Source organism: Gluconobacter sp. P5H9_a (assembly GCF_018812085.1).
GTDB lineage: Bacteria > Pseudomonadota > Alphaproteobacteria > Acetobacterales > Acetobacteraceae > Gluconobacter.
Window position 1 is genome coordinate 101,578 of record NZ_JACRVW010000009.1, and the last position, 22,449, is coordinate 124,026.

Sequence of the window (22,449 nt, forward strand, 5' to 3'; positions counted from 1 at the left end):
TCAGGAGAAGGCGACCACAAGTGGTCCCAACAATGTCAGAAGAACGTTTGCAACGGCGTAAGTAATGGCAAAAGCGGGAGTGGGAACGGCGTTACCCGCTTGGTTCAGCACTTCACCAAAGGCTGGATTGGCACTGCGCGCGCCAGCCAAAGCGCCTGCAAAAATAGCTGTATTATTGTACCGCAACACATAGCGCCCGAAGAGCATGGTAAGGACAAGCGGGACCAATGTTACAATAACGCCCAAGAGGAAGAGCGTAATGCCATGCTGCATGATGGTCGCAATGGCCTGCTGACCCGTCTGCAACCCTGTGACCGCCACAAAACCAGCCAGCCCGAAATCCACCAGAAAGGTTGAAGCGCCCTGAGGCATATTCCCCATAACGGGGTGGCGGCTTTGATACCAACCAAACAGCAGGCCAGACAGGAGAGCGCCACCACCACTCCCAAGAGTGAGAGGAACAGATCCAATGTGCATCACGCCCAGACCGATCAATAAACCGGAGGCTATACCTAGTGAATGAAAAACAAGATCAGCTTTAATATTAGGAAGAAGAATAGAGCCAATTTGGGATGCAGTTCGCTGCACATCTACTGATGTACCGAGCAAAGTCACAATATCCCCGTTCTGCACAAGCGCAGTGCTGGTAACGGGAATAGCTTTACCTGCGCGCGAAAGAGCAACAAGATAAACACCATGACGCACAGCAGCCGAAAGTAGCTCGGCACACTGTCCAACCGTTTTTCCCGCAAAATCCTTACGGGACAAAACGACATCACGGCGAATAAGGGAAAAATCCAAACCAGGAATTTCTCCAATTTCCTGACCGATGTTCTGCCCTATAGCCAGAACATCCTGGCGCTGCCCAACCAGCAGAACTTGGTCACCCGGCATTAAAGCCATGTCAGACGCTACGCCCACCGCCTTACCATTACGCAGTACCTGCTCTACTGTGATAGCTGCGGCCATGCTTTCAACACGCGCAACAGTAAGATCAGAATGCGTTAAACGATAGGCCCGTCCAACAAGATTGGGAAAAGCAGAAACCTCTCCCTCCCCCATAACATGTACGCCACCTGCCTGTTCGGCTTCCGCACGGATGGCATCTTCTCGGATGCCGCGTTTCATGAACCACGGCAGCAGGTTTACGCATAAAAGAATTGGGCCGATGGAACCGAAGATATACGTCACAGCATACCCAACTGCGACATTGCCCTGAAGCTGCTGCACCTGCACAAGAGGCAGACCAATCTTTTCCAACGAAGAACCGGCTGTTCCAATAATAGCTGATTGCGTTAGGCCGCCTGCTGCAAGTCCTGCAGCAAGCCCTTTATCGAGATGAAAAATACGCGCTACAGCTACAACGGTGAGCAACCCCGTAATAGCAAGCACAGCAGCCATCAAAATTTCTTTAAAAGATTGCCGCCCCAATGAACGAAAGAACTGCGGTCCACTTTGGTAACCAACGGCATAGATAAAAAGAGCAAACAGAACACTCTTGATGCCTGAATCAATATGAACACCCACCTGACTAATCAGGACAGCTGCCAGCAGAGAGCCCGCGACACTACCGAGTTGGAACGAACCAAAACGAAAGCGTCCAATCCAGCAACCGACAATCAGGGCGAGAAACAAAGCTATCTCTGGGCACGCAACAAATAGACCAGACAGTAGTGCCGTCAATGCATGCACAAAGATATTCCTCAGTATTTATTCAGACACAATAAGTTGCGATATACACTAATTTGTATAATTCCAATTGATAGAAATCAATAAATAATAATTTACATGATTCGCACTTATTGTGTTATTGCAACAATTTCTTATTAAATAATTTATATTATGGTTGTGTGGAGATATTTATTTTATATAATTATTATTTACCACAATAATTAAAATACTATAGAACATTCTAGGTGTGGATATCAGAACAGACTGTATCGCTGCTTGTGAGAAGCATGATGCAATCAGTCTTTTCTGATAGCGCCGGATCTGTTGTCTAGGTCGCGTTGACAAAAGATCTGATCCAGAGCCTTGCTGCGGCGATATTGAGGAAACTCATGAAGGACAGGGCGGTCTTGTCATAGCGGGTCGCGATGCGGCGCATCTGCTTGAGGTGGTTGAACATCCGCTCGATGCGGTTGCGGTCCCTGTAACGTCGCCAGTCTGTTTTCTGTGGAACACTGCGGCCTTTTCGTGAGGGAATAACTGGCAGGATCCCGTGGATCAGCAGGTCCTGGCGGAAACTGTCGCTGTCATAACCCCGATCGGCGAGCATGGCCTTGGGGTTTGGAGCCGGAAGTTCCAGCAGGGCATTTACGGCTTTATAGTCCGAGACCTGCCCGCCGGTCAGGACAAAGCCAAGAGGACGTCCCTGATTGTCGCATCGGGCGTGGATTTTGCTCGTAAAGCCGCCGCGTGACCGACCAAAAGCTTCCGCATGAGCCCCCCTTTTGCGCCAGTGGCCTGTGAATGGGCACGCACCACGGTACTGTCGAGCATATGCTGCCAGTCATCGGTCAGGCCAAGGTCTACAAGGGTTTGCAGCATACCATCCCACACACCTTGTTCGGCCCAACGGCGAAACCGAACATAAACCGAGTTCCATTTGCCGTAGCGTTCATGCATGTCACGCCAGGGGCATCCAGTGCGTAGGATGTGCAGCATACCATTGAGAAAACAGCGGTTATCTCCGGACGGGCGCGCCCAACGTCCACGCTCAGAAGGCAGAAGCGGACCAATTATCGCCCATTCCTGATCCGTCAGATCGCCTCGTGCCATGCCTGCTCTCTCTGCTCCTTACCCCATAGGCAGGAGGTGAATCAGATCTCAGGCTGATCGTATAGATCTTTTGTCAACGTGACCTAGGAAACTTTGATCGAGCAAGACCGCCCTAAAGAAGGCACCCTTCGAGCTAGACAGCGATAATGTCGATTGCTGGCAATCACTGGCTGCTCAGTCCATACCCTGAACGAATGGGCAAGAAGGCCAAGGTCGAAACAGGCAAACGTTCCAGCCGAAACCGCCGGTCGGCTCAAAAGGCTGGTACGCGAGAACCGCGAAGTGCATCAGATGAATGAAGCTCTGCGCAGGGCATCGGTGTATTTCTCCTAAGCGCACCTCGACCGCTCCTCGGAAATGACGGGGTTCGTCAATGAGCATCGCAAAACATACGGAATCGAGCCGATTTGCAAGATGCTACAGATTGCCCAGTCAGACTACTATGAACGGCCACGAAAGCGACGCGAACCAAGCCGCAGATCGGCCCGAGAGCAACGTGATAGAGAGTTGAAGCCCGAAATACTGCCGCGGGTCTTCATTGAAGCATTTCGGTGTCACAGCGTGCGCAAGGTCTGGAGTCAACTTCGTTGAGAAAATTTCACGGCCGCTCGCTTTACCGTAGCCAGACTGATACGCAATCTTGGCTTACGGGGCATGATCCGGGACAACACGTGGGGTAATTTATCCATACCGGTCTTCGTCAATCCCCCGGCGGTTCAGGGTGAGTTGCTGTGAAACTGCCGGAGATGGGGGGGGGGCTTGCCGTTCGTAACGCGAAGCGGACATTCTGCATGCCACCTGTTGGCAGCACGGAAAATGAGCGGACAGTCAGTAATTCCTTCGTAGAAGCCATTCAGATTAAGAGGCGGACTCTCCAGATACCCATATTATTGACGGGCGATCGTAGACGGCCATCGAGACGCTTAGATCACCCCATGCTTGCGTCCCTAGGCTGCTTTTTCATTCATCTCACGAGCGCTGGTCCGTACTCGGAGCCCGATTAGCAGAGCCGAAAAAAGCAAGATCGCGCTGGCGACACCAAACACMCCGACCACACCGCCGATACTGAACATCAGACCACCTACAGCAGCCCCTGCCGCGATGGCAGACTGCACGGAGACCACGACCATTCCACCCGCGCTTTCAGCCTGATCTGGAACCGCATGCGCGACCCAGTTCGACCACGCCACCGGAACGCCACCAAAAGCCATTCCCCATAGGATCACCAGCAGCACCTGACCAGTTATTCCCGTAGGTAACAGGATCAGACCCAAGCTTGCGATCCCAATCAAAACCGGCATAATGACGAGCGTAGCGCGTAGGCTACGTTCAAGTATCCATCCGGCAGCCAGTGTTCCAACAAAATTTGCGATGCCGAAAGCCAGTAATACCAGCGCCAGACCGCTGACATTGATCACCATCACGTTTTCCAGTACCGGGCGGATATAGGTGAACAAGGCATATTGACCCGTATGAACAAGGGTACAGCAGAGCATTCCTACGCCAACCCCGGGCCTGCGCAAAACATCCAGAATAGTTCCCAAATGGGCCGGACTATGGGGCTTCAGAGGTGGAAGTGTGAAAAACTGGAAGGCCAGAGTGAGAACGCCGAGCGCCGCCGCTGCAAAAAAGGCAGCTCTCCACCCATACAGGCCACCCAAATAACTGCCGAGCGGAACAGCTACGACGGTTGCTACCGAAATGCCGCTAAAAATAATCGACAAAGCCCGTGGCAGGAGTGCCGCTGGAACCAGGCGCATCGCTACCGCAGCTGCCATGCTCCAGAACCCTCCCAGGGCAATGCCCAGCAGGACCCGCATAGCAAGAAGTACGATGAGGCTGGATGACAGAGCAGCCAACAGGTTGGACGTGATCATCAGTAGACTGAACGCAAGGAGTACAATCCGGCGATCGACCCGTCGCGTCAGGCTTGCCGTCAGTAGTCCGGAAAACATGGCAACTACTGCCGTTACCGTGACCGCCTGTCCCGCCAAGGCTTCTGAGACGCCCAATCCGGTGGCCATGGGTGTCAGAAGGCTTGCAGGCAGATATTCCGCTGTCAGAAGTCCGAAAACCCCCATGGCCAGTGAGAAAACCGCCATCCATGCAGGGGATGTAGGCTCGGTGTCGCCTATGCTGCCGATGTCCGAGGTGGTTGGCTCCAAAAATATATCACTCATGAAAACGTCCTCAGAGTTGCTGTTGCAACACAGGCTATGCGGCATACTCAGGACGATCTATGACTGTGAATCTGTATTCTTTGACTACAACGCCGGGATATTCCGCCATTGGACCAGATTGCTCCGTCCTCTGACCTCATGAGCGAACTGCTTCTCGGGATGCGTTTGCGTGGCATTCAATACCGTCGCATTCATGCTGGGTCCTCTTTTGGCTTTGCTTTCAAGGCAAAACCCGGTTGCGCCTATTTCCATTTTCTGGCGACCGGAACAGCAAAGCTACTTACTGAAGATGGTGCGCTTCAGACGCTCTCGGCGGGAAATGCGGTGTTCCTTCCGCAAGGGAGTGCCCATCAAATTCTCTCCGACCCGACGGCTCCAGTTCAGGATATCGACCACTACGATGTCGTTCCCCTCAGCAAGACCATGTGTGCGGTGGAGGCTTGCTCCATCGGCACACCCCATACGATTTTCTTTAGTGGCTGCATGGAGTTTGATCTCGGGGGCCTGCAGGGACTTGTCCCCCTGATGCCAGAGATCATGATGATTGACGCCACGAGCCAGCGTTATCTTGAACTCATGCCGATTTTGACAGCCATGGAACAGGAAGCCTGCACCGGGCGCGTGGGAGATGCCGGTATTCTCGCCCGTCTCGCCGATGTTGTGATGGCGGTCATTGTCAGAGGCTGGGTTGAATGTGGGTGTGGAAACAGTTCCGCTTTTGTAACCGCTCTGCGAGAGCCAAAACTGTCGCGCGCTATTCTTGCCCTGCATCGTCACCCCGGACGTGACTGGACCGTCGCGGATTTGGCAGCGGAAAGCGGCCTTTCGCGCTCGGTGTTTGCAAAGCGATTTCAGGAAACAATTGGCGTTCCGCCTTTGCGCTACGCTGGAGATCTGCGGATGCGCATCGCCCAGACCTGGCTCGCTTACGACAGAATGTCAATTGAGAGAGTGGCCGATCGCCTCGGCTATACATCTCAGGCCGCCTTCAGCCGTGCTTACAAGCGGATCACAGGGACATCACCAGGCTACAGCCGTCGGGTGCAGGGAAAATAGTCTCGGAGCCAGTGTTTTCTTGGCGTTTATCAAAGAAATTGTAGATCTTGATCGGTAGTTCATTTGTTGCCTGCTGATATTTCAATGCGGGCATTTCGCTGCCTACGTTAGTCTCCCATCCAATCCTCGGACTGTTTACCAGGGTAAATTCTTGTAGATTTCCGGTTACAACAACAAGCCCCCTGCTCCGGGCATGGTCAGAAATCATCAAATCGTAAGGGCGGATGACACAACCAGGAGCTTCTAGGTCAGCCCTGATTTCTGTCGTGTACGCAGCGACATCATTATCAAACAGCAAAACAGACTGACGCGCGGCAAAATGCTCGATTTCACGCCGGATCTTTGCCGGATTTGAGATTTTTCGGCTCCATAGAGAACTTCGTAGAGCACGACATCTGAGATACAGAGTACCTTGGCGTTCTCATTGATAACGTTCGCCTAGGTCTTTTGGACGATCAAGCAAAATACGGATACAAAAATTTGTATCAAGAAGATAACGGAGCATTAAAAGCTTTCGCGCCCCTGCATCTTGGGCTGCTCAGGCGAGCCAGACGCTTTTCGACATCAAAGAAACTTGGGTGCTTCGCTCCATCCCCCCTCATCAAAAGATGAGAAAGGAAATCATAGAAAACCTATCCAAAGCAGGGGGCGTTCCCACTACATCCGCTACGCTTCTTTCGTCAGTGCTTGGGATCTCATTGAGATAATCGATGCTTTCGTCCAGATTTGCATCACCACAGCGAAGCTATTTGCGGGATAGAACACTAGCGTGGTCGAGCCATTGCAATCGATAACAACGCCGGTAGAAGACGGTTTCTTACCGCACAGACTTCGATGTGTCTCAATGCATCATGAAAATGATGACACCTACAGCCAGCAGAATCAGCATGGCACCGGAAACGCGCTCTAGCCACGGCAGCACCCGGGCGAAACGCTGCAGGATGGCCTGATTGCCAATCATGGCCGCCACCAGAAGATCCCATAGTAACACAACGCTGAACATCCAGATGCCATAGAACGCTTTCCAGCCTGTGCTGGCGTAAGGCCCAGTCAGCATTGTCGCCAGACTGGCATAAAATAGCGCATTCTTGGGATTAAGTATCCCTGACAGGAAGCCCATGCTGGCGGCGCGGCGCCAGGCGCCGAACCAAAGACTGGATCGCGCGACGTGGCTGTCTTGAGTCAGCACACTTCCCAAGCCGCTGGTACCAGCATGCCGAATGAACAGCACGCCGAGATAGAGCAGATAAGCGCAACCGATCAGCTGAAGGATCACGAACCACGTGCTTTCTCGGCTCAGCGCGGCAAGCCCCGCAAGTGCGGCGACGATGAACACGCCGTTGGCGGCAGCAATACCCAGACAGGCACCGCTGGCGACCCGCCAACCGGAAGACAGCGAATTTCGGGCGATCAGGAAGAAATCGGGGCCGGGAGAAAGCAGCGCCAGGAAATGCGCTGCGGCGATCATCAGGAATGGCTGCATTCAGGACACACTCGTCGTTTTTTCCACACAGTGTGCTCACCAAAGCACCTTCTGTATTGAAGAAAATTGCAGCTGTGCCGTCGTCAGCCCCGGAAACGGCCAGGCGTCACACCAGCATGCGCTTTGAACACTCGCTGAAAGTGTGCCTGATCCGCAAAGCCAAGGTTGTGGGCCACGTCTGCAAGGCTGTCCTCGCTTTGAATCCACTCCCTGGCAAGATTGACGCGCTGATTGAGCTGCCAGGCGTGCGGTGTCATGCCGGTGACCGCGCGGAACGCCCGAATGACTTGATAGCGGCTCATGCCTGCCAGGGCAGCCAATTTGTCCAAGGTCGTACTGACGGTGGGTTGCGTATACAGATAGTCTAGGGCTGGTTGAATCTGCTCGGCAAGGTTCGAAGGGACGAGTGGCCTTTCAATAAAAAGCCCCTGTTCGCTGTCGTAGTCCACGACAAACTCGATCAAAGCGGCCTCCTTCTCGATAGGATCGGCTTCTCCGAACAGCAGCGCATTGAGACGACAGAGGCGCGCATAGATCATGGGATCGGTCACAATACGCACCGGCTCATCTTCCATCGATTCAGTTCGAAGGTACTCTCGCCGAACAGCCTGGAGCCATGGGGCATCCAGATGCAGCATCTGATAGCTCCATGCGGTGTTGGGAGCTGGGTTGCACGCATGAACACGCGATGCAGGTATGAAGACGAGCGTGCCAGGAGACAGGAGGACTGGGCCACTCGGAGCGCCTGTAAAGACGCTGGTGCCGCCATCCACAGCACCAATTGAAAAGGTCGGATGATGGTGGGGCTTGTAACAGGCCCAGCTCTGGCAGGCGCGGCGGCTCTTGACGAAAGGCAAGGCCGGATCCCGCCAGAATGCTTGGATATCGCTATGCGGGTCTGCGCATGGCGGGCAGCTACTTATTTTTTCGAGATTAGCGCCCATACAGTCCTTGCACATTGTTATTCTGAGACCGGGTCAGCTAGCCTCGCGCTAAGCAGGACATAACCGCCTGCACCTTGCCGAACAAGAACCGGAAATCAACGCAATCTTACCACTCGCATTTGGAGGGATCGAAGAGCCATTGATTGAAGTCACCATGCCCTGGTTTTCTACGCGGCGACGCTGCTCCGTTCCAGAAATAGAAAACCGCGCAGGTTGTAGACGATTTTGGTCAGCTCGATCCTCATCGCGGCACAGGCGATGCCTACAGTGCAGACAAACAGTCACGTCTGTGACTTCTGATCAGCAGAGAGAGATGCTCGACACGGGATCGAATGATGGATTTGCCAGTGTTGGACCGTTGGATATGACGGGGCATGAGTTTGCGATGCCACTTTTTCCTGTGAACCTTTGAGGCAAAACCTCGCTTTTTCATGCAAGCTTCATTGGCTTTTGACCGGTAGGCCGTCTATGCCCAGACATCCGATGCTGTATTACGGCGGTCGAGCAATCCCTCCCCCAGTCTGACATCGTCACAGGCAGAGGCAGAGGCATCGGTGAAGGGGCATCAAAAACTGACGGCCATGATCCCGATCAGTACAACGGTAGCCCCCGTGATCCGGCGCGTGAGATGGCCCTCGTGAAAAAGCAGGCATGCGAGAAGAGAGCCTATAACGATAGAGGATTCACGCAGGGGGGCAACGAGTGCCACTGGCGCCGTCTGCATGGCGCTGAGTACAAGGATATAGGCTAGAGGGGAAAGCACGGCGACAATAAGGATTGGCTTGATGTTTGCGCGGATAGCAGTCGGGATCCGATGACGCCGACGCAGTGCGCTTGGCGTTAGCAATATGCCCTGTAGCAGCAGCGTGCCAGTATAGTAACTTACTGGTGCGAGATGCAGTAAAGTGACTGAATAACTGTCCCAGAGAGTGTAGCCTGCAATGGTGGCGCCTGTTGCAGCACCCCATAACACACCCTGAAGCGGGTGATGAGTTGCGCGCCTGAACGGATTTCCTGTGACAACGAGAATTCCTGCTATGATCAGGAAAGCGCCAAGCATCGCGACTGCCGTAAGGTGTTCTCCAAGCATGAGGACCGCGAAGAACATCGTCAGCAATGGCCCCGTGCCGCGTGCTACCGGATAGACCACGCCCAGCTCTGCGCGGTCATATCCGACCTGCAAGATCAGGGAGTATGCAATATGGAGCACCGCCGAGACGGCCGCGCCCAAGGCAAGCCGCCAGTCGAGCACCTGTTGCCCCGGGGTTACAAGTGCGGCCCAGATTGGCACACAGAGCAACGCCGAGATGCCAGTATAGGCCCAGACGAATAGCAGGGTATCACCGCGCTTGTATTTCGAAGCCAGGTTCCACATCGCATGGGCGACCGCCGCAACAAGAATTATTTCAACCGTGCCCGGCTTCATCAGGCGAGATCGGGCAGGTCGATGCCGGCTCGTTCCGCCCGTTGGCTACGCTCCGGGTCGCGCAAGGCAAGTGCTGCGGCCAGTGCGTCGATGACGACGAGCTGGGCCAATCGGCTGCCAGCGGCAGCCATCTGTGCCGGCAGTGGCGCTCCACCAACAACCAGTGCAATGTCTGCAAGGGCAGCCAACGGTGTGCCATACTGATTGGTGACCGCGATGAGCGATGCTCCTGCGGCAGCAGCGGCGTCGGCGACACCGAGCGTCGTTGGCGTGCGACCCGTCGAACTGACAGCGATAACGACGTCGCCCGGCCCGAGCAGGCGCGTGGCAATCATCGCCGACAAATAATCCGGGATGCCGATGGTCGTCACGCCAAGTGCACGCAGGCGGAACACGGCGTCAGCAGCAACCGTTGCTGACGGCCCTGCACCGAAGGCGATCACCTGGCGGGCACTCTGGATAGAGGCAACGGCCTTGTCGAGCGCAGTCGTGTCAACGGCGCCGCCGAGCGCCGTCAGAGCGTCGGTGCCTGCACGAATAGATGTTTCGAGCACGGTGGCGGTCGTCGCATCCGCCATGAGTGTTTCAGAAGGTGCCAAGAATTCGGCCGTGCCGCGGGCACGGGCGATCTCAATCTTGAGTTCAGTAAAGCCGCTGAACCCAACCGCACGTGCGGCGCGGATCACGCTTGGTGCCGAAACGCCAGCGCGGGCGGCTACCTGCGCCGCCGTGCTGGTGCCGACGAACAAGGGATCGGTGAGCAGGAGTGCGACCACCTTCTCCTCGCTGGCAGCAAGGTCGCCGGTGCGTGCCTGAATACCGCCGAGCCATTGACCCAATCGCCTAGCAGAATCTGTAATTCCATTACAATAATCTCTCGTCATGTGTAATAAGTTACTAAGCGCGCATCGAGCACACAAGCGTCATGTGCGTATATGCGCTGCATGTGAGCCAAAGATTCCGCGAGGGAGGCCGTTTTCATGAATACGGATATGAGGACCACTGTCGCTGTCATAGGCCCCGGGGCAATCGGCACCGTGATCGCGACGGCGCTGTATGAAGCTGGTCATACTCCGGTGCTATGTGGTCGCACACCGCGCGAGCATCTGACTCTTCAGGATAATGGTCGTCTCATCACCGTTCCCGGACCGGTGAGAACTGATCCAAGACAAATGGATCGGAAGGCTGACCTCGTCTTCCTTGCGGTCAAGGACACGCAAAGCGAGGCGGCGGCGGAATGGCTGTCAGTACTGTGTCGCCCGAGGACCGTCGTGTGCGTGCTCCAAAACGGGGTGGAACAGGTGGAGCGCGTTGAGCCACACTGTCCGCAGGCGCAGGTCATACCTGCTGTGGTGTGGTTTCCTGTTCAGGCGGAGTCCGATGGCTCGGTACGCTTGCGTGGGGGTGTGCGTCTTACCCTGCCTGACATGTCGGCTTCACACATCGTTGTCGAGGCGTTGCAGGGCTCCCGCTGTTCCGTAGAATTGGCCGAGGACTTCCTTTCCCAGGCCTGGCGCAAACTGCTGCAGAACGCGGCAGCCGGCCTCATGGTGCTCACGCGGCGCCGCTCAGGCATGTTTGGCCGGTCGGACATCGCCGGACTGACGCTCACTTATCTGCGGGAATGCCTGGCCGTGGCTCGCGCCGAGGGCGCTGAACTTAGTGATGAGGTTCCTCAGAGCATCCTCGACAAATTCCTGGCATTTCCTGCTGACATGGGCACGTCCATTCTTACGGACCGTGAAGCCGGTCGCCCCCTTGAATGGGATATCCGCAACGGCGTCATCCGGCGTCGAGGTCGCGCCCACGGCATCCCGACGCCGATCAGCGATGTCATTGTGCCACTCCTCGCAGCCGCAAGCGATGGTCCAGGCTAATTCCGTCACAGGAACGATCAAAATTATTTTTGAAATCCCTGCGACCCAATTTTGAAGGCAATGGATAATGACAACTGGGTCTGCGGGATGACGTTCGCCTTAAGTTAAAATCGAGCGGGAGTTGCTCTGCCTCAAACGGTTATTCGGCGACGCGGACCCCCTTGAGCAAGAAAGAGGATGGCACAATTAGACGACAATCATTCATCCCACAGACATTTTGGAGATAAAGTAAGTGCGCCTGCTTTTTTGGTGCTAGCGATATGGGTATTTCTCCAGCGAGTTTTAGTTCAGTCAGCAGGCTCACTGAGGAACCATGCGCTCGCCCTGATGCCGGGTTTCCCAGTCTTTATTCAAGAGCGGACCTTCCAATCTCCCCCTGATCTGTCTGGGTGCTCTATCCCTGCTGAGCAGACAGGCGACATACGCCTACATCCTGGTCCATTGAAGGATTTCCCAATAGCGGACACTATTTATTATGTCGCGATGGCATCTTGCTGATGATGGCGCGCCTTTTCGGACAGCGAGTTCCTATTTGGTGCCGGTCACCCGCGACGGCTCTCCGGCTATGTTGAAAGTGACTTCTGATCCCGATGAGATTCGTGGCAATCACATCATGACGCTGTGGGATGGGCAGGATGCTGCCACAGTTCTGGAATATGATCGAGACACGAATAAATATAGAATTATGTATATATAATTCACATAGAATCTATAAAATAAATAATTTTATATTTAATAATTATTTATAATATCTCCATTTAATCCAATTCTAAAATCTGCCGTTGCTTCACTAACAAGAAGCCTACTGTATTCGCACACTCCTAATTCTGCACATGTTGTAATACGTTCAATCCGCATCAGGGTAGTCTGCTCAGGAAGCTTCATCCACTGGGCAACATCTTCCGACGCTCGGGAAAGGCCGATCGAGATATCTGCATGCGTGACCCGAAGTCCAAGCTCTTCTCGCAGAATGGCCGTTGAGGTCCGGGCAGAGGCCATCTCGCGCGTAATGGCGGACGCCAGATGCCCCGGATAAAAGACTTCCGTGACGCCAAGAGGAGTGTGCTCGCTCCTATATCCACGCCGGATAAACAGAGCCTGTTCCACCGATTCAAAGGCCTTGGCTACCTCCTGAGGGGGAAGACGCATCTGGTAATCCAGCATGATCATTTCCGGCCTTAGCCCCTTGCTCGACAGGATATCGAAGAAGGAATGGATCGTTTTCTGCCGACCGGGTCGATGGAGAGATCCCACAAAGGTCCCTCGCCCATGTTGCCGCACAACAATGTCCCGCTCTGCCAGGGAAGCAAGGGCCTGTCTGATCGTAATCCTGCTCACGGCATACAATCGGCATAGCTCAGCTTCAGACGGCAGACGCTCCACAAAGCGGCTGTCTTTACCGATAAGGCTGGAAATATGTCGGGCCACCTGAAGATAAAGCGGCTCTGCGCCATTCATATCCAGCGCAGCCACAAACACAGCGTCAGGCATAAGCAAGATTTTTCCTATATTGTTGCATTTATGGATTGAAATCTTAGAGAAAATCAGTAACAGGACGTCTTATAACAACTTAAGACGTCTTTGCCGATTCACTCACTGACAGTCCCGGGTGAGAGGCAGAACGAGCCCGTTTTCGTCGTGTCTCCGTGTTTGGCCGGGAGCTTCATCAGTCATGCGTACTTCAATCCTTCTAGGTACCACGTTTCTCGGCAGCCTAGTCTGTCTGCCCGCGCATGCGGCAACCCTGTCGGACCACCCATCCAGCACCGACAAACACCATTCGGCCCCTCATCGCAAGGCAACGTCTCTCTCAGCGGAGCGCTCGGAAGTTATCCGCGTAGCTGGTGCAGCGGCTGGCGGCGGCAGAATGGTCGCCCAGAATGGGGCAAAATCAAGAAGCGAAATTACTCAAGCCTATATTGCCAAACAGGCCCCGACGCCGAACGTGTTCAAACTTCTGGGAAACATGCCCGGCGCCAATGTTGCAAGTGCAGATCCCTTTGGCATGGTCAGTGGAAACATGACGATCCGCGGCATGAACAGCGATCAGATCGGATTTACGGTTGAAGGTGCCCCACTCAATGATATTGGGTCCTACATGGCGTTCCCGACGGAATGGGTGGATTCAGAAAACCTCAATGAAGTGACAATGCAACAAGGGTCAGCCAATCTGGACTCCCCGACGATTGGTGCCTCCGGTGGTCTGGTAACAATGAACCTGATCGATCCGTCCCATAAGATGGGAGGAACCGTGGCCGGGTCTTTCGGTTCCTATAACACCCATCGGGAATATGTGCGCCTTCAGACGGGAGACATCGGCAATACCGGAATGCGCGCATTTGTCGCGTGGTCGCATCTGGAAGAGCCCCATTTCCGTGGTGCGGGTAATGATCACAAACAGCACATCGACGCCAAACTGGTAAAGGACTGGGCGAACGGAAGCAGAAGCTCAGTTGCCTTGACCTTCGACGATTCCATGAAAGTATCCTATCTCAATCCAAGCCTTTCTGCCTGGCAACAGTATGGTCGACACGCCAACTATTCCGTGGACTTCTCGCCCACAGACACACGGTACTGGAAACTGCACCAGAGCCCCTATCGAGTTCTTATTCTCAGTGCGCCGCAGAATATCGTGGTCAATAGCCACCTCGGCTTTGATTTCACGCCTTACTTCTACTGGAACTCCGGAACGATCGCGTCGGCATCTTTAATGTCAGAAAATGCCGTGTACTCAGGGAACCAGCGATACAGCGTTGATCTGAATGGCAATGGCACGACCAATGACAAGGTTATGATGTACACGCCCTTCGGGACACCATACGTCTATCGCCCGGGAATGGTCTCAAAGGTCCACTATACGATCGGCCATCATACGTTTGTGTTTGGTTACTGGTTTGATTGGTCGCGTCAGCGAATGCTCAACCCATACAGCGAAGTGGGCGCAAATGGTGGTCCGGCAAATGTCTGGGGCTACCTGGGTAATGTGAAGCTCTCAGATGGTACGCGACTGGCGAGCTACGACAACCTAACCGTGACACGGGTCAATTCCCTGTTCTTTGGCGATACCTTCAATGCGCTGCACAACAGACTGCGCATTGAAGCAGGCGTCAAAGAATCAATGGTGACACGTATTGGTTACAACTATCTGCCCGGCGCCCAGTATCGCACCAGCATGAACGCTGCCGTGACCACACCTAATCTGGGCGCGCGCTATAAAATAGATAGTCACAGCCAGATCTTTGCGGACGTGGCCACGAACTTTCGGACACCGACGCTTAACGCGCTCTACAACACCTATAGTGCAACCACAGGCAAGGTTGCGACGCTCGCAAATCCCACGCAGAAAACCGAGTATTCTATCTCGGAAGAAATCGGATACCGTTATCAGGATAATATTCTGAACGGCTCAATCACATTTTTCAATTACAACTTTACCAACCGTCAGGTCGCAACGCAGGTCACGATCAATAACGCCCAGATCACACAGAACATCAACGCGGGTGGTCAGACATCGCGCGGTGTGGATGTCGAAATCGGGCTGCATCCGTGGCACCACCTGCACCCGTATATCTCGGCTGAATATCTGCACGCCACGATCGACAATAACTACAAGGTTGGCTCTGATTATCTGAAAACGGCGGGAAAGACGGCAGTCCGCAGCCCCAGTGTTCAAGCCTCCGTCGGGCTGGACTATGACGACGGCACGTATTTCGCCGGTTTCTCGGTCAAATATGTGGGTCGCCAGTTTTCTACTTTCATGAACGATCAGGCCATGCCGGGCTATGTGAATGCTGATATGAACTTTGGCTACCGTATGCCCAAGGTTCTCAACACACATCCAGAAGTCCGGCTCAATCTCATGAACGTGGGCAACAACAAATACCTGTCGGGTGTCTCTGGTATTGCAGCGTCCTCCCGTGCCAGCAAAGGCCTTTATGGGACCACAATCGCATCTCAGGGAACACCGACGTACTATGTTGCGGGCAGCTTTGCAGCGCTTGCAACAGTCAAACTCGATTTCTGATCGGATGCTGATGACCCGTCTGGACCGATTTTTTGGCCTGACCGCCAGTGGTACAACGATCGGACGTGAGGTTATTGCTGGCCTCACAACATTTGCAGCCATGGTTTACTGCGTGGCCGTCAATCCCATGATTATGCAGGAAGCTGGCCTGGACCGGGCAAGTGTGCTGACAGCCACTTGCCTCGTGGCCATTTTTGGCACGACGGTCATGGGTCTGTTGGCCAATCTGCCGTTGGGTGTCGGTGCAGCGATGGGTTCGAATGTCGTCTTTGCGATCATTCTCGTAAAGCAGATGAATGTCCCTTGGCCTGCCGCCCTAGCGCTTGCTTGCGTGACAGGCGTTATTTTTCTGTTGATGAGTCTGACACGCATCCGGGAGCGGATCGCCCACGATATTCCAGATACGCTGCGCATCGGTATTCAGGTGGCCGTTGGTCTGGTGATCATGTTCATTGGCATGCGCAATTCAGGATTTGTGGTCGCCAATCCTTCAACATTTGTCACGATGGGGCCGGTTGGCAGCCCAAAGGTTCTTTTGACACTGGCAGGTTTCATTTTAACGCCAGTTCTCATTGCCCGACGTGTCCCCGGATCGTTAATCCTGTCCATCATCGCTCTCACCTTGGTCGGGTTGTTCTTGCCGGACGGGACAGGGCACACAATCACACGATGGCCAGAACAGGTTGTCGCCTGGCCGCAATGGCCTCACGAAACCGCATTTCATCTCGATCCAATGTATCTGGTGCACCATTTTTTCTATGTGCTGCCAATGTTGTTCTTCTTCCTGTGCACGGAATTGTTCGGGACTTTGGCAAATCTGCTTGGTGTCACCACGGCTGCAGGGATGGTCTCCGAAAGCGGACGTATCCCTCGGGCAAAAGAAGCGTTCATTACCGATGCCCTTGCCAGCATCGTAGGCCCATTGCTCGGAACATCTATTGCCGCCGTCTATTCAGAGTCGATCACTGGCGTCCACGCAGGTGGTCGGACAGGTCTGACAGCTCTGGTCATTGCCGGAGGCTTTTTGACCGCACTGTTTTTCTGGCCGCTGTTCATGATCATTCCCCCTCAGGCCACAGCCCCTTCCCTGCTCATGGTCGGCATGATGATGTTTCAGGGCGTGCGGCATCTTGATTTGTCCAACCTCAAAGAAAGCGCTCCTGCGATCCTGACATTTATTTTCGCCCTCCTGACGGGCAATCTGATCAACGGCATGGCAATCGGAACTTTTTCTTACGTGATCATGGCGCTCGCCACAGGCCGCAGGCGGAGTATCACGCCGGTGGTCTGGGGGCTTTGCGTTATTTTCGTTCTATTTTTTGTCGTATCGGCCAACCTGCACGGTCATCATGCGTGAGAAGATCTATTTTATGTTTTTGAAAAACTGCTTTTCTGCCCTTCTCCTTGGCCTTGCAGCGCTATCTTGCATCACGCCCATATTCCCCGCTGGTGCTGCCCCCACAAAAGGCTATCTGATCTTCGACAATGACTTTGCAGGCCCCGGCGGCACGAACATCCAGTCTGTTATTCCCATCCTCGGACGCAAGGATACTTCAGATTTCCTGGGCTTCACTGTGGTGATTGGGGATGGATGGGAAAACGAAGCTGTCGCTCATCTTTCGCGCTTTCTGGATATTGCCGACATTGCTGCCACGGTACCGGTTATTCCCGGTGCAACACAGCCCCTCGTCAACTCGCGCCCTCGTCTGCTGGCATGGGAGCAGTCTAACGGGAAAATGCCATGGAAAGGCGCATGGCGTGGTAATGCCCCTGATCTGCAACCTCCGGTCGGACCGCTTAAAGAAGGTGCTTCCTTACGGGCCATATCAACGGAAACAGCTGCCCTCTTCCTGATCCGTCAGGTCCATGCTCATCCACATCAAGTGACTGTTCTGGCGGCTGGCCCACTGACCAATATTGCACTTGCCATCAAACTGGATCCCGACTTTGCCGCGCTTTGCAAAAAGCTAGTTTTCATGGGAGCCATCGTAGACGGTAACCTGCGTCAGGTTACGGATAGTGCAGACTATTATACCGACTTTAATCTCATGTTCGATCCTGAGGCAGCGAGTATTACACTCGAAGCACCTTTCCCCGAAATCATCTCAATCGGGGCCGTCGCTAACCCGATCCGTATGACACCAGACATTCGGGATCAGGCAGCTCGTAATCCGGGTGCCGTCTCGGATTATCTGAAGCATTATTTCCGTCCACAACCGATGTGGGATGAACTTGCCGCTGCCATTGCTCTGGACCCTTCCCTCATTACCTCCAGCGTGACAGCCTATATGGACGTCGATCTGACCCATGGGCCCAATTACGGCTATGCTCACGCGTGGCCTGAAGCGACCCGCCCCCATATTGGTGAACGTCCCGTCATTGTCGTAACGGGCGTGGACAAAGACCGGTTTGTCAAAGGCTTTATTGAGGCTGCGAACAGGATGAACAGCCATGATTGATGTAAACAATCCCCTGAACGACCCTGAATTACGTCGCCGCGCCGTCAGTGCAGCGGCCGGCCGCCTGCCGTTTGACATCCTGTTAATCAATGGCTCAGTTGCTGATGTCGCCACGGGTGAAGTCAGGCAGGCCGACGTAGGACTTGTTGGGGCACTCATTGCCAGCGTGCATCCGCCCGGAACACGCGCAGATGCCGGGACAATACTGGACCTTTCTGGCAAGATCATTGCCCCCGGACTGATCGACGCGCATATGCACATCGAGAGCTCCATGGTGACACCCCGCATTTATGCACAGACTGTTGTGCCTCAAGGAACAACAACCGTGTGCTGGGACCCCCATGAAATCGGGAATGTCAGCGGGCTGGACGGTGTCCGATGGGCCATCAATGCAACCAAGGGTCTGCCGCTCCGTATTCTGGTCGAAGCACCTTCCTGCGTTCCGTCAGCACCCGGCCTCGAACGCTCTGGAGCCGTCTTCGATGCTGGTGCGATGGAAGAAATGCTGTCCTGGCCTGAAGTTATTGGAGTGGCCGAAGTAATGGACATGCGCGGCGTCGTGGCCGGGTCTGACCGTATGGAAGGCATCGTCAACACCGGTCTCGCAAGTGGGAAGCTCGTTTGTGGTCATGCCCGCAATCTGTGCGGCTCTCACCTGCAAGCCTTCATGGCGGCGGGTATTGAATCTGACCATGAGTTAACCAGTAAAGCAGACATTCTGGAAAAGCTCCGCGCCGGCATGACATTGGAATTGCGGGTCTCCCACGAAAATATTTTGCCGGACGCCATTGAGGCCTTCAAAGAGCTTGCCTGCGTTCCGCAGACCGTAACACTCTGCACGGACGATATCTTCCCTGACGATCTCCTGCGCCGGGGCGGCATGATCCATCATCTTCGGTTGTTGGTGTCTTTGGGGATGTGTCCCATGGATGCTCTCCGTTGTGCCACTTTGAACGCTGCCATGCGGATCGAAAGAAGGGATCTTGGCCTTGTCGCAGCCGGACGACGTGCAGACCTGGTCGTCTTCAATAATCTGACAGACTTCACGCCTCAGGAAGTTTTTGCGTCAGGTATTCATGTAGCCTCCAATGGAACACTGCTGGCGACACTGCCAGCAGAACTGCCTGGACTTCCGTTGAACACCGTTCGGCGCTCACCAGTTACCCCAAATGATTTCCGCATCTCGGTTCCGCATGCGCGTAAGGCTCTTATCCGTACAGTTCGCACACCTCGCACCACCCAGTGGGCAGAACGGGAAATGGATGTTCTTAACGGTTCACTCGTGCTTCCTGATGAAACAGCCCTGATGGCTGTGTTTAACCGTTATGGTGAGAATACCCCGCCCGGTCTGGGTATTCTGGAAGGATGGGGAGACTGGTCGGCGACGATTGGCACAACCATTCTGCATGACAGTCACAATCTGGCTGTCTTCGGGCGGAACCCTGAAGATATGGCGCTTGTTGCCAATACGTTGATTGAAAGCGGCGGCGGCATGGCTGTGGCGCGTGATGGCCGTATTGTCGCGCTCTTGCCTCTTCCCGTCTGTGGCCTTCTTTCAACCGAGACCCCGGAGAATGTGGCCCGCCAGTTTGCCTCCGTTCGGGATGCCGCTGCGACTGGCACGACCTGGGATGGGCCTACGTCCATGATCAAGCTGGTCACCGGAGCGTCACTGGCCTGCAATCCAGGTCCACATGTGACAGATCTGGGCATTACGGACGGTATGACTGGGGAAATTGTGACAGACATGGTGCTGGAGACCTGCTGAATGCTCCCCCATGACGTCATTGGCATGCGCCGGAGTTTTCACAGTTTTCCAGAAACGGCCTTTCTCGAATATCGCACAGCTGCTCTGGTTGCAGAACGCCTTGCTGAGCTCGGATATGCGGTCCGTGTCGGCCCGGAAGTCATGTCCATGGACGGTGTTCGTGGGTTACCATCGAAAGAAAGCCATCAACAGGCACAAGAGGCAGCACGTGTTGCTGGCGCAAGTCCTTTATGGATTTCCCGCATGCCAGACGGCCAGACAGCTGTGTGCGGCGATCTCAAGCGCGGTGACGGGCCTGTAATCGCTTTGCGATTTGATATGGACGCGCTGCCTGTTCAGGAGATCAAAGACGACACGCACCTGCCTTCCCTAAAGGGCTTTTCCTCATCTTATGAAGGAAGGATGCATGCATGCGGGCATGACGGACATACAGCCATTGGCCTCGCTGTTGCTGCCCGCCTGGCATCTCCTGAAACGATCTGGAGGGGAACGCTCCGCCTAATTTTTCAGCCCGCTGAAGAAGGTGGCCGGGGTGCACAGCCCATCGTCAATCACGGGCTTCTGGATGACGTCGATATTTTTCTGGCTGCACATCTCGGATGTCAGTTGCCCAGTGGGACGATTGCCTTGGCCGCAGACGGTTTCCTATGGGCAGAAAAATGGAATGTGACGTTCAAAGGTTTTGCAGCCCACGCAGCAATGTGCCCCGAGGAAGGGCGCAACGCTCTCCTCGCGGCCGCAATTTCTATTCCTGCACTGTACGCCCTCCCCCGCGATGGTCAGGCAGATACACGGATCAATGTAGGCTTGCTACATGCCGGCCGCACCCGGAACGTGATCGCTGATGAAGCGACCTTAGAAATGGAACTGCGCGCTTCGACCAATGACGGTTTGAAGCGTCTGACATCGGGAGCCAGAAGAACTCTGGAAGGCGCGGCCCTCACACAAGGAGCAACTGTAAATATCGACGTATACGGCACGGCCATCAGCGCCATATCAGACACCAGTATCACGGAACGTCTTCATCATGCTGTGCTGGCCGCCAAGGGTGGAGAAGTTATTCAAACCTGGCCAATTGGCGGAGGCGATGACGCCACATTTATGATGCAGCGCGTGCAGGAGCGCGGTGGCCAGGCTGGGTATTGTCTGATTGGAGCGGACCTCACTGCCCCACATCATGCCAGTGCCTTTGATTTTGATGAAAGCGCGCTGGAAAAAGCTGTCGATATCCTGGTCTCCTTTGTGGAGAAGACCCAATGAGTACACTCTCCTTCTGGCAGGATTTCGCGCCTGACGAGCTTTTGGTTCCGCCTTATACTGACCGGTATCGTGTCTGCTTCGAGGGGAAGCATCTGGATCTTCCCTTGCGTCCCCTCCCTGATGGAAAAACAGCAGTTGCTTCCCTGCTCGTCAATCAAACGTCTTTCAGAGTTTTCGATGTACTCTGCCAGGACCTTGTCCGACAGGCACTGCTTCTTGCACCCGATCTTATTGTTGGAATGCCTACGCTAGGTCTTGGCCTAGCAGCAGCCGTGGCCAAAGGGTGTAATCATGAACGCTTTATTCCGCTGAGTACGTCCCGTAAATTCTGGTATGACGATCAACTGTCATTACCACTGTCGTCAATCACCACGCCGGACAGTAAGAAGCGCCTCTATTTTGATCCTAATCTTCTACCTTTACTGGCAAGCGCAAAAAGAATTTTGCTTGTTGACGACGTAGTCAGCACTGGTCAATCGCTCTTTGCCGCAGTTAAAATATTGGAGAGTATTGGCCACTCTCCTTTCGCTGCTTTGTGCGTTATGACTCAGAGTGAGCGCTGGAGAAGTCGGTTCTCGTTTCCTATTAAAAGCTGCTTTTCATCTCCTTTATTTATAAAAAATGATGAAACCTGGATTGTGGATGGGCTTAATGGTCGTATGTAAGAGCCATTTCGGAAATTCAGGAATGGTCTGACGACATGGAAGTGCATTCTACATACGCTGCGTTTATCAGTATTATTGAGTCTGGAAATCCGATATCTAAAGCGCTCCGGGATTGGCGGAGACTATTTCTTCTAAGCGCAGGCTTCATAACAAAGAGAAGACGGTTGCAACGAGACCGATGGCCGAGAAGAAGTCGTTCGGGGATCTGGCATGACGCGTTGTAACACGGCAGATACAGAGCAATTTGGAAATATTTGTATCGTGATTTGTGACACAGTGGGGAAGCCGAGGCTTCCCCATCAGTACCCAGAGGCTGTTATCCGACCTGACGGAGTTCGGGCAGAGCAGAGCGATCCTCCATCAGATAGGGTCCGCTGGACACGACCTGAATGGAAAGAATACCCGGTTCCCTGCTGCTATTTCCGCTTTGCAGCGGCAACGTCGCATCGCCATCCGTCCAGCGGTGTGTGGAAGATTCCAGTCCATGCCAGCCTGACAGGTTGGACAGGGACAGATGAGCGGTCAG

General features: G+C 54.2%; 16 protein-coding genes, 3 pseudogenes and 1 other annotated feature. Of the genes and pseudogenes, 9 read left to right on the forward strand and 10 right to left on the reverse strand.

Annotated elements, in window-relative coordinates; all coding sequences use genetic code 11:
* The 3 genes and pseudogenes from aspT to KP708_RS10365 all read right to left on the reverse strand — a co-directional run bounded on the left by aspT (position 1) and on the right by KP708_RS10365 (position 4,961).
* Positions 1 to 1,692: an aspartate-alanine antiporter gene (gene aspT, locus KP708_RS10350; protein WP_215751170.1), complete on the reverse strand. Its 1,692-nt coding sequence runs from the start codon at positions 1,690 to 1,692 to the stop codon at positions 1 to 3.
* A gap of 307 nt (positions 1,693 to 1,999) precedes the next feature.
* Positions 2,000 to 2,754: pseudogene (locus KP708_RS15790) on the reverse strand (IS5 family transposase); the annotation flags it as partial.
* A gap of 344 nt (positions 2,755 to 3,098) precedes the next feature.
* Positions 3,099 to 3,211: a sequence feature (AL1L pseudoknot), on the forward strand.
* A 517-nt stretch (positions 3,212 to 3,728) separates the two neighbouring features.
* Positions 3,729 to 4,961: an MFS transporter gene (locus KP708_RS10365; RefSeq protein ID WP_215751173.1), complete on the reverse strand. Its 1,233-nt coding sequence runs from the start codon at positions 4,959 to 4,961 to the stop codon at positions 3,729 to 3,731.
* Positions 4,962 to 5,069: 108 nt separating this feature from the next.
* Between KP708_RS10365 and KP708_RS10370 the strand changes: the two genes are divergently transcribed.
* Positions 5,070 to 6,017 carry an AraC family transcriptional regulator gene (locus tag KP708_RS10370; protein WP_215751174.1) on the forward strand — a complete coding sequence of 316 codons (948 nt, stop codon included), beginning with the start codon at positions 5,070 to 5,072 and terminating at the stop codon, positions 6,015 to 6,017.
* An 841-nt stretch (positions 6,018 to 6,858) separates the two neighbouring features.
* Here KP708_RS10370 and KP708_RS10375 read toward each other — a convergent pair.
* The 5 genes and pseudogenes from KP708_RS10375 to KP708_RS10390 form a co-directional block, all read right to left on the reverse strand.
* Complete coding sequence (locus KP708_RS10375) at positions 6,859 to 7,485, reverse strand: LysE family translocator (protein ID WP_215757177.1); 627 nt, start codon at positions 7,483 to 7,485, stop codon at positions 6,859 to 6,861.
* Between the two features lie 98 nt (positions 7,486 to 7,583).
* Complete coding sequence (locus KP708_RS10380; RefSeq protein WP_215751176.1) at positions 7,584 to 8,357, reverse strand: AraC family transcriptional regulator; 774 nt, start codon at positions 8,355 to 8,357, stop codon at positions 7,584 to 7,586.
* Positions 8,358 to 8,611: 254 nt separating this feature from the next.
* A pseudogene (locus KP708_RS15800) lies at positions 8,612 to 8,988 on the reverse strand (IS5/IS1182 family transposase); the annotation flags it as partial.
* A 21-nt stretch (positions 8,989 to 9,009) separates the two neighbouring features.
* On the reverse strand, positions 9,010 to 9,870 hold the full coding sequence (locus KP708_RS10385) for a DMT family transporter (protein WP_215751177.1): 861 nt from the start codon (positions 9,868 to 9,870) through the stop codon (positions 9,010 to 9,012).
* Entirely contained in the window at positions 9,870 to 10,754 is an 885-nt protein-coding gene (locus KP708_RS10390) for a MurR/RpiR family transcriptional regulator (protein ID WP_215751178.1), read from the reverse strand. The genes KP708_RS10385 and KP708_RS10390 overlap by 1 nt, the downstream gene beginning before the upstream one ends.
* Positions 10,755 to 10,850: 96 nt before the next feature.
* On the opposite strand from KP708_RS10390, the gene KP708_RS10395 reads away from it, so the two are divergent.
* On the forward strand, positions 10,851 to 11,747 hold the full coding sequence (locus KP708_RS10395) for an oxidoreductase (RefSeq protein WP_215751179.1): 897 nt from the start codon (positions 10,851 to 10,853) through the stop codon (positions 11,745 to 11,747).
* A gap of 475 nt (positions 11,748 to 12,222) precedes the next feature.
* On the forward strand, positions 12,223 to 12,444 hold the full coding sequence (locus KP708_RS16035) for an aminoglycoside phosphotransferase family protein (protein WP_215751180.1): 222 nt from the start codon (positions 12,223 to 12,225) through the stop codon (positions 12,442 to 12,444).
* A 35-nt stretch (positions 12,445 to 12,479) separates the two neighbouring features.
* On the opposite strand, the gene KP708_RS10405 is transcribed toward KP708_RS16035, so the two are convergent.
* Complete coding sequence (locus KP708_RS10405) at positions 12,480 to 13,238, reverse strand: GntR family transcriptional regulator (RefSeq protein WP_215751181.1); 759 nt, start codon at positions 13,236 to 13,238, stop codon at positions 12,480 to 12,482.
* Positions 13,239 to 13,419: 181 nt separating this feature from the next.
* Between KP708_RS10405 and KP708_RS10410 the strand changes: the two genes are divergently transcribed.
* Genes KP708_RS10410 through KP708_RS10435 form a run of 6 tightly spaced genes read left to right on the forward strand, consistent with a single transcriptional unit; the run spans position 13,420 to position 21,923 of the window.
* Entirely contained in the window at positions 13,420 to 15,771 is a 2,352-nt protein-coding gene (locus KP708_RS10410) for a TonB-dependent receptor (RefSeq protein ID WP_215751182.1), read from the forward strand.
* 4 nt (positions 15,772 to 15,775) lie between these two features.
* Positions 15,776 to 17,128 carry an NCS2 family permease gene (locus KP708_RS10415; RefSeq protein WP_215751199.1) on the forward strand — a complete coding sequence of 451 codons (1,353 nt, stop codon included), beginning with the start codon at positions 15,776 to 15,778 and terminating at the stop codon, positions 17,126 to 17,128.
* The gene (locus tag KP708_RS10420) at positions 17,121 to 18,230 is read left to right on the forward strand and encodes a nucleoside hydrolase (RefSeq protein WP_252347555.1); all 1,110 of its coding nucleotides are present in this window, start codon (positions 17,121 to 17,123) and stop codon (positions 18,228 to 18,230) included. Before KP708_RS10415 ends, KP708_RS10420 begins: the two co-directional genes overlap by 8 nt.
* The gene (locus KP708_RS10425; RefSeq protein ID WP_215751183.1) at positions 18,223 to 19,998 is read left to right on the forward strand and encodes an adenine deaminase; all 1,776 of its coding nucleotides are present in this window, start codon (positions 18,223 to 18,225) and stop codon (positions 19,996 to 19,998) included. Before KP708_RS10420 ends, KP708_RS10425 begins: the two co-directional genes overlap by 8 nt.
* On the forward strand, positions 19,999 to 21,258 hold the full coding sequence (locus tag KP708_RS10430) for an amidohydrolase (protein WP_215751184.1): 1,260 nt from the start codon (positions 19,999 to 20,001) through the stop codon (positions 21,256 to 21,258). It abuts the gene before it with no gap.
* On the forward strand, positions 21,255 to 21,923 hold the full coding sequence (locus tag KP708_RS10435) for a phosphoribosyltransferase (RefSeq protein WP_215751185.1): 669 nt from the start codon (positions 21,255 to 21,257) through the stop codon (positions 21,921 to 21,923). The genes KP708_RS10430 and KP708_RS10435 overlap by 4 nt, the downstream gene beginning before the upstream one ends.
* A gap of 316 nt (positions 21,924 to 22,239) precedes the next feature.
* On the opposite strand, the pseudogene KP708_RS10440 reads toward KP708_RS10435, so the two are convergent.
* Positions 22,240 to 22,449, reverse strand: a pseudogene (locus tag KP708_RS10440) (hypothetical protein); the annotation flags it as partial.

What these genes read in the sequence shown, in the direction of transcription:
- KP708_RS10375 (WP_215757177.1), bottom strand. Translation starts at nt 7,485, where the DNA reads ATGATCGCCGCAGCGCATTTCCTGGCGCTGCTTTCTCCCGGCCCCGAT.
- KP708_RS10385 (WP_215751177.1), bottom strand. Translation starts at nt 9,870, where the DNA reads ATGAAGCCGGGCACGGTTGAAATAATTCTTGTTGCGGCGGTCGCCCAT.
- KP708_RS10390 (WP_215751178.1), bottom strand. Translation starts at nt 10,754, where the DNA reads ATGACGAGAGATTATTGTAATGGAATTACAGATTCTGCTAGGCGATTG.
- KP708_RS10395 (WP_215751179.1), top strand. Translation starts at nt 10,851, where the DNA reads ATGAATACGGATATGAGGACCACTGTCGCTGTCATAGGCCCCGGGGCA.
- KP708_RS16035 (WP_215751180.1), top strand. Translation starts at nt 12,223, where the DNA reads ATGTCGCGATGGCATCTTGCTGATGATGGCGCGCCTTTTCGGACAGCG.
- KP708_RS10405 (WP_215751181.1), bottom strand. Translation starts at nt 13,238, where the DNA reads ATGCCTGACGCTGTGTTTGTGGCTGCGCTGGATATGAATGGCGCAGAG.
- KP708_RS10410 (WP_215751182.1), top strand. Translation starts at nt 13,420, where the DNA reads ATGCGTACTTCAATCCTTCTAGGTACCACGTTTCTCGGCAGCCTAGTC.
- KP708_RS10415 (WP_215751199.1), top strand. Translation starts at nt 15,776, where the DNA reads ATGCTGATGACCCGTCTGGACCGATTTTTTGGCCTGACCGCCAGTGGT.
- KP708_RS10420 (WP_252347555.1), top strand. Translation starts at nt 17,121, where the DNA reads ATGCGTGAGAAGATCTATTTTATGTTTTTGAAAAACTGCTTTTCTGCC.
- KP708_RS10425 (WP_215751183.1), top strand. Translation starts at nt 18,223, where the DNA reads ATGATTGATGTAAACAATCCCCTGAACGACCCTGAATTACGTCGCCGC.
- KP708_RS10430 (WP_215751184.1), top strand. Translation starts at nt 19,999, where the DNA reads ATGCTCCCCCATGACGTCATTGGCATGCGCCGGAGTTTTCACAGTTTT.
- KP708_RS10435 (WP_215751185.1), top strand. Translation starts at nt 21,255, where the DNA reads ATGAGTACACTCTCCTTCTGGCAGGATTTCGCGCCTGACGAGCTTTTG.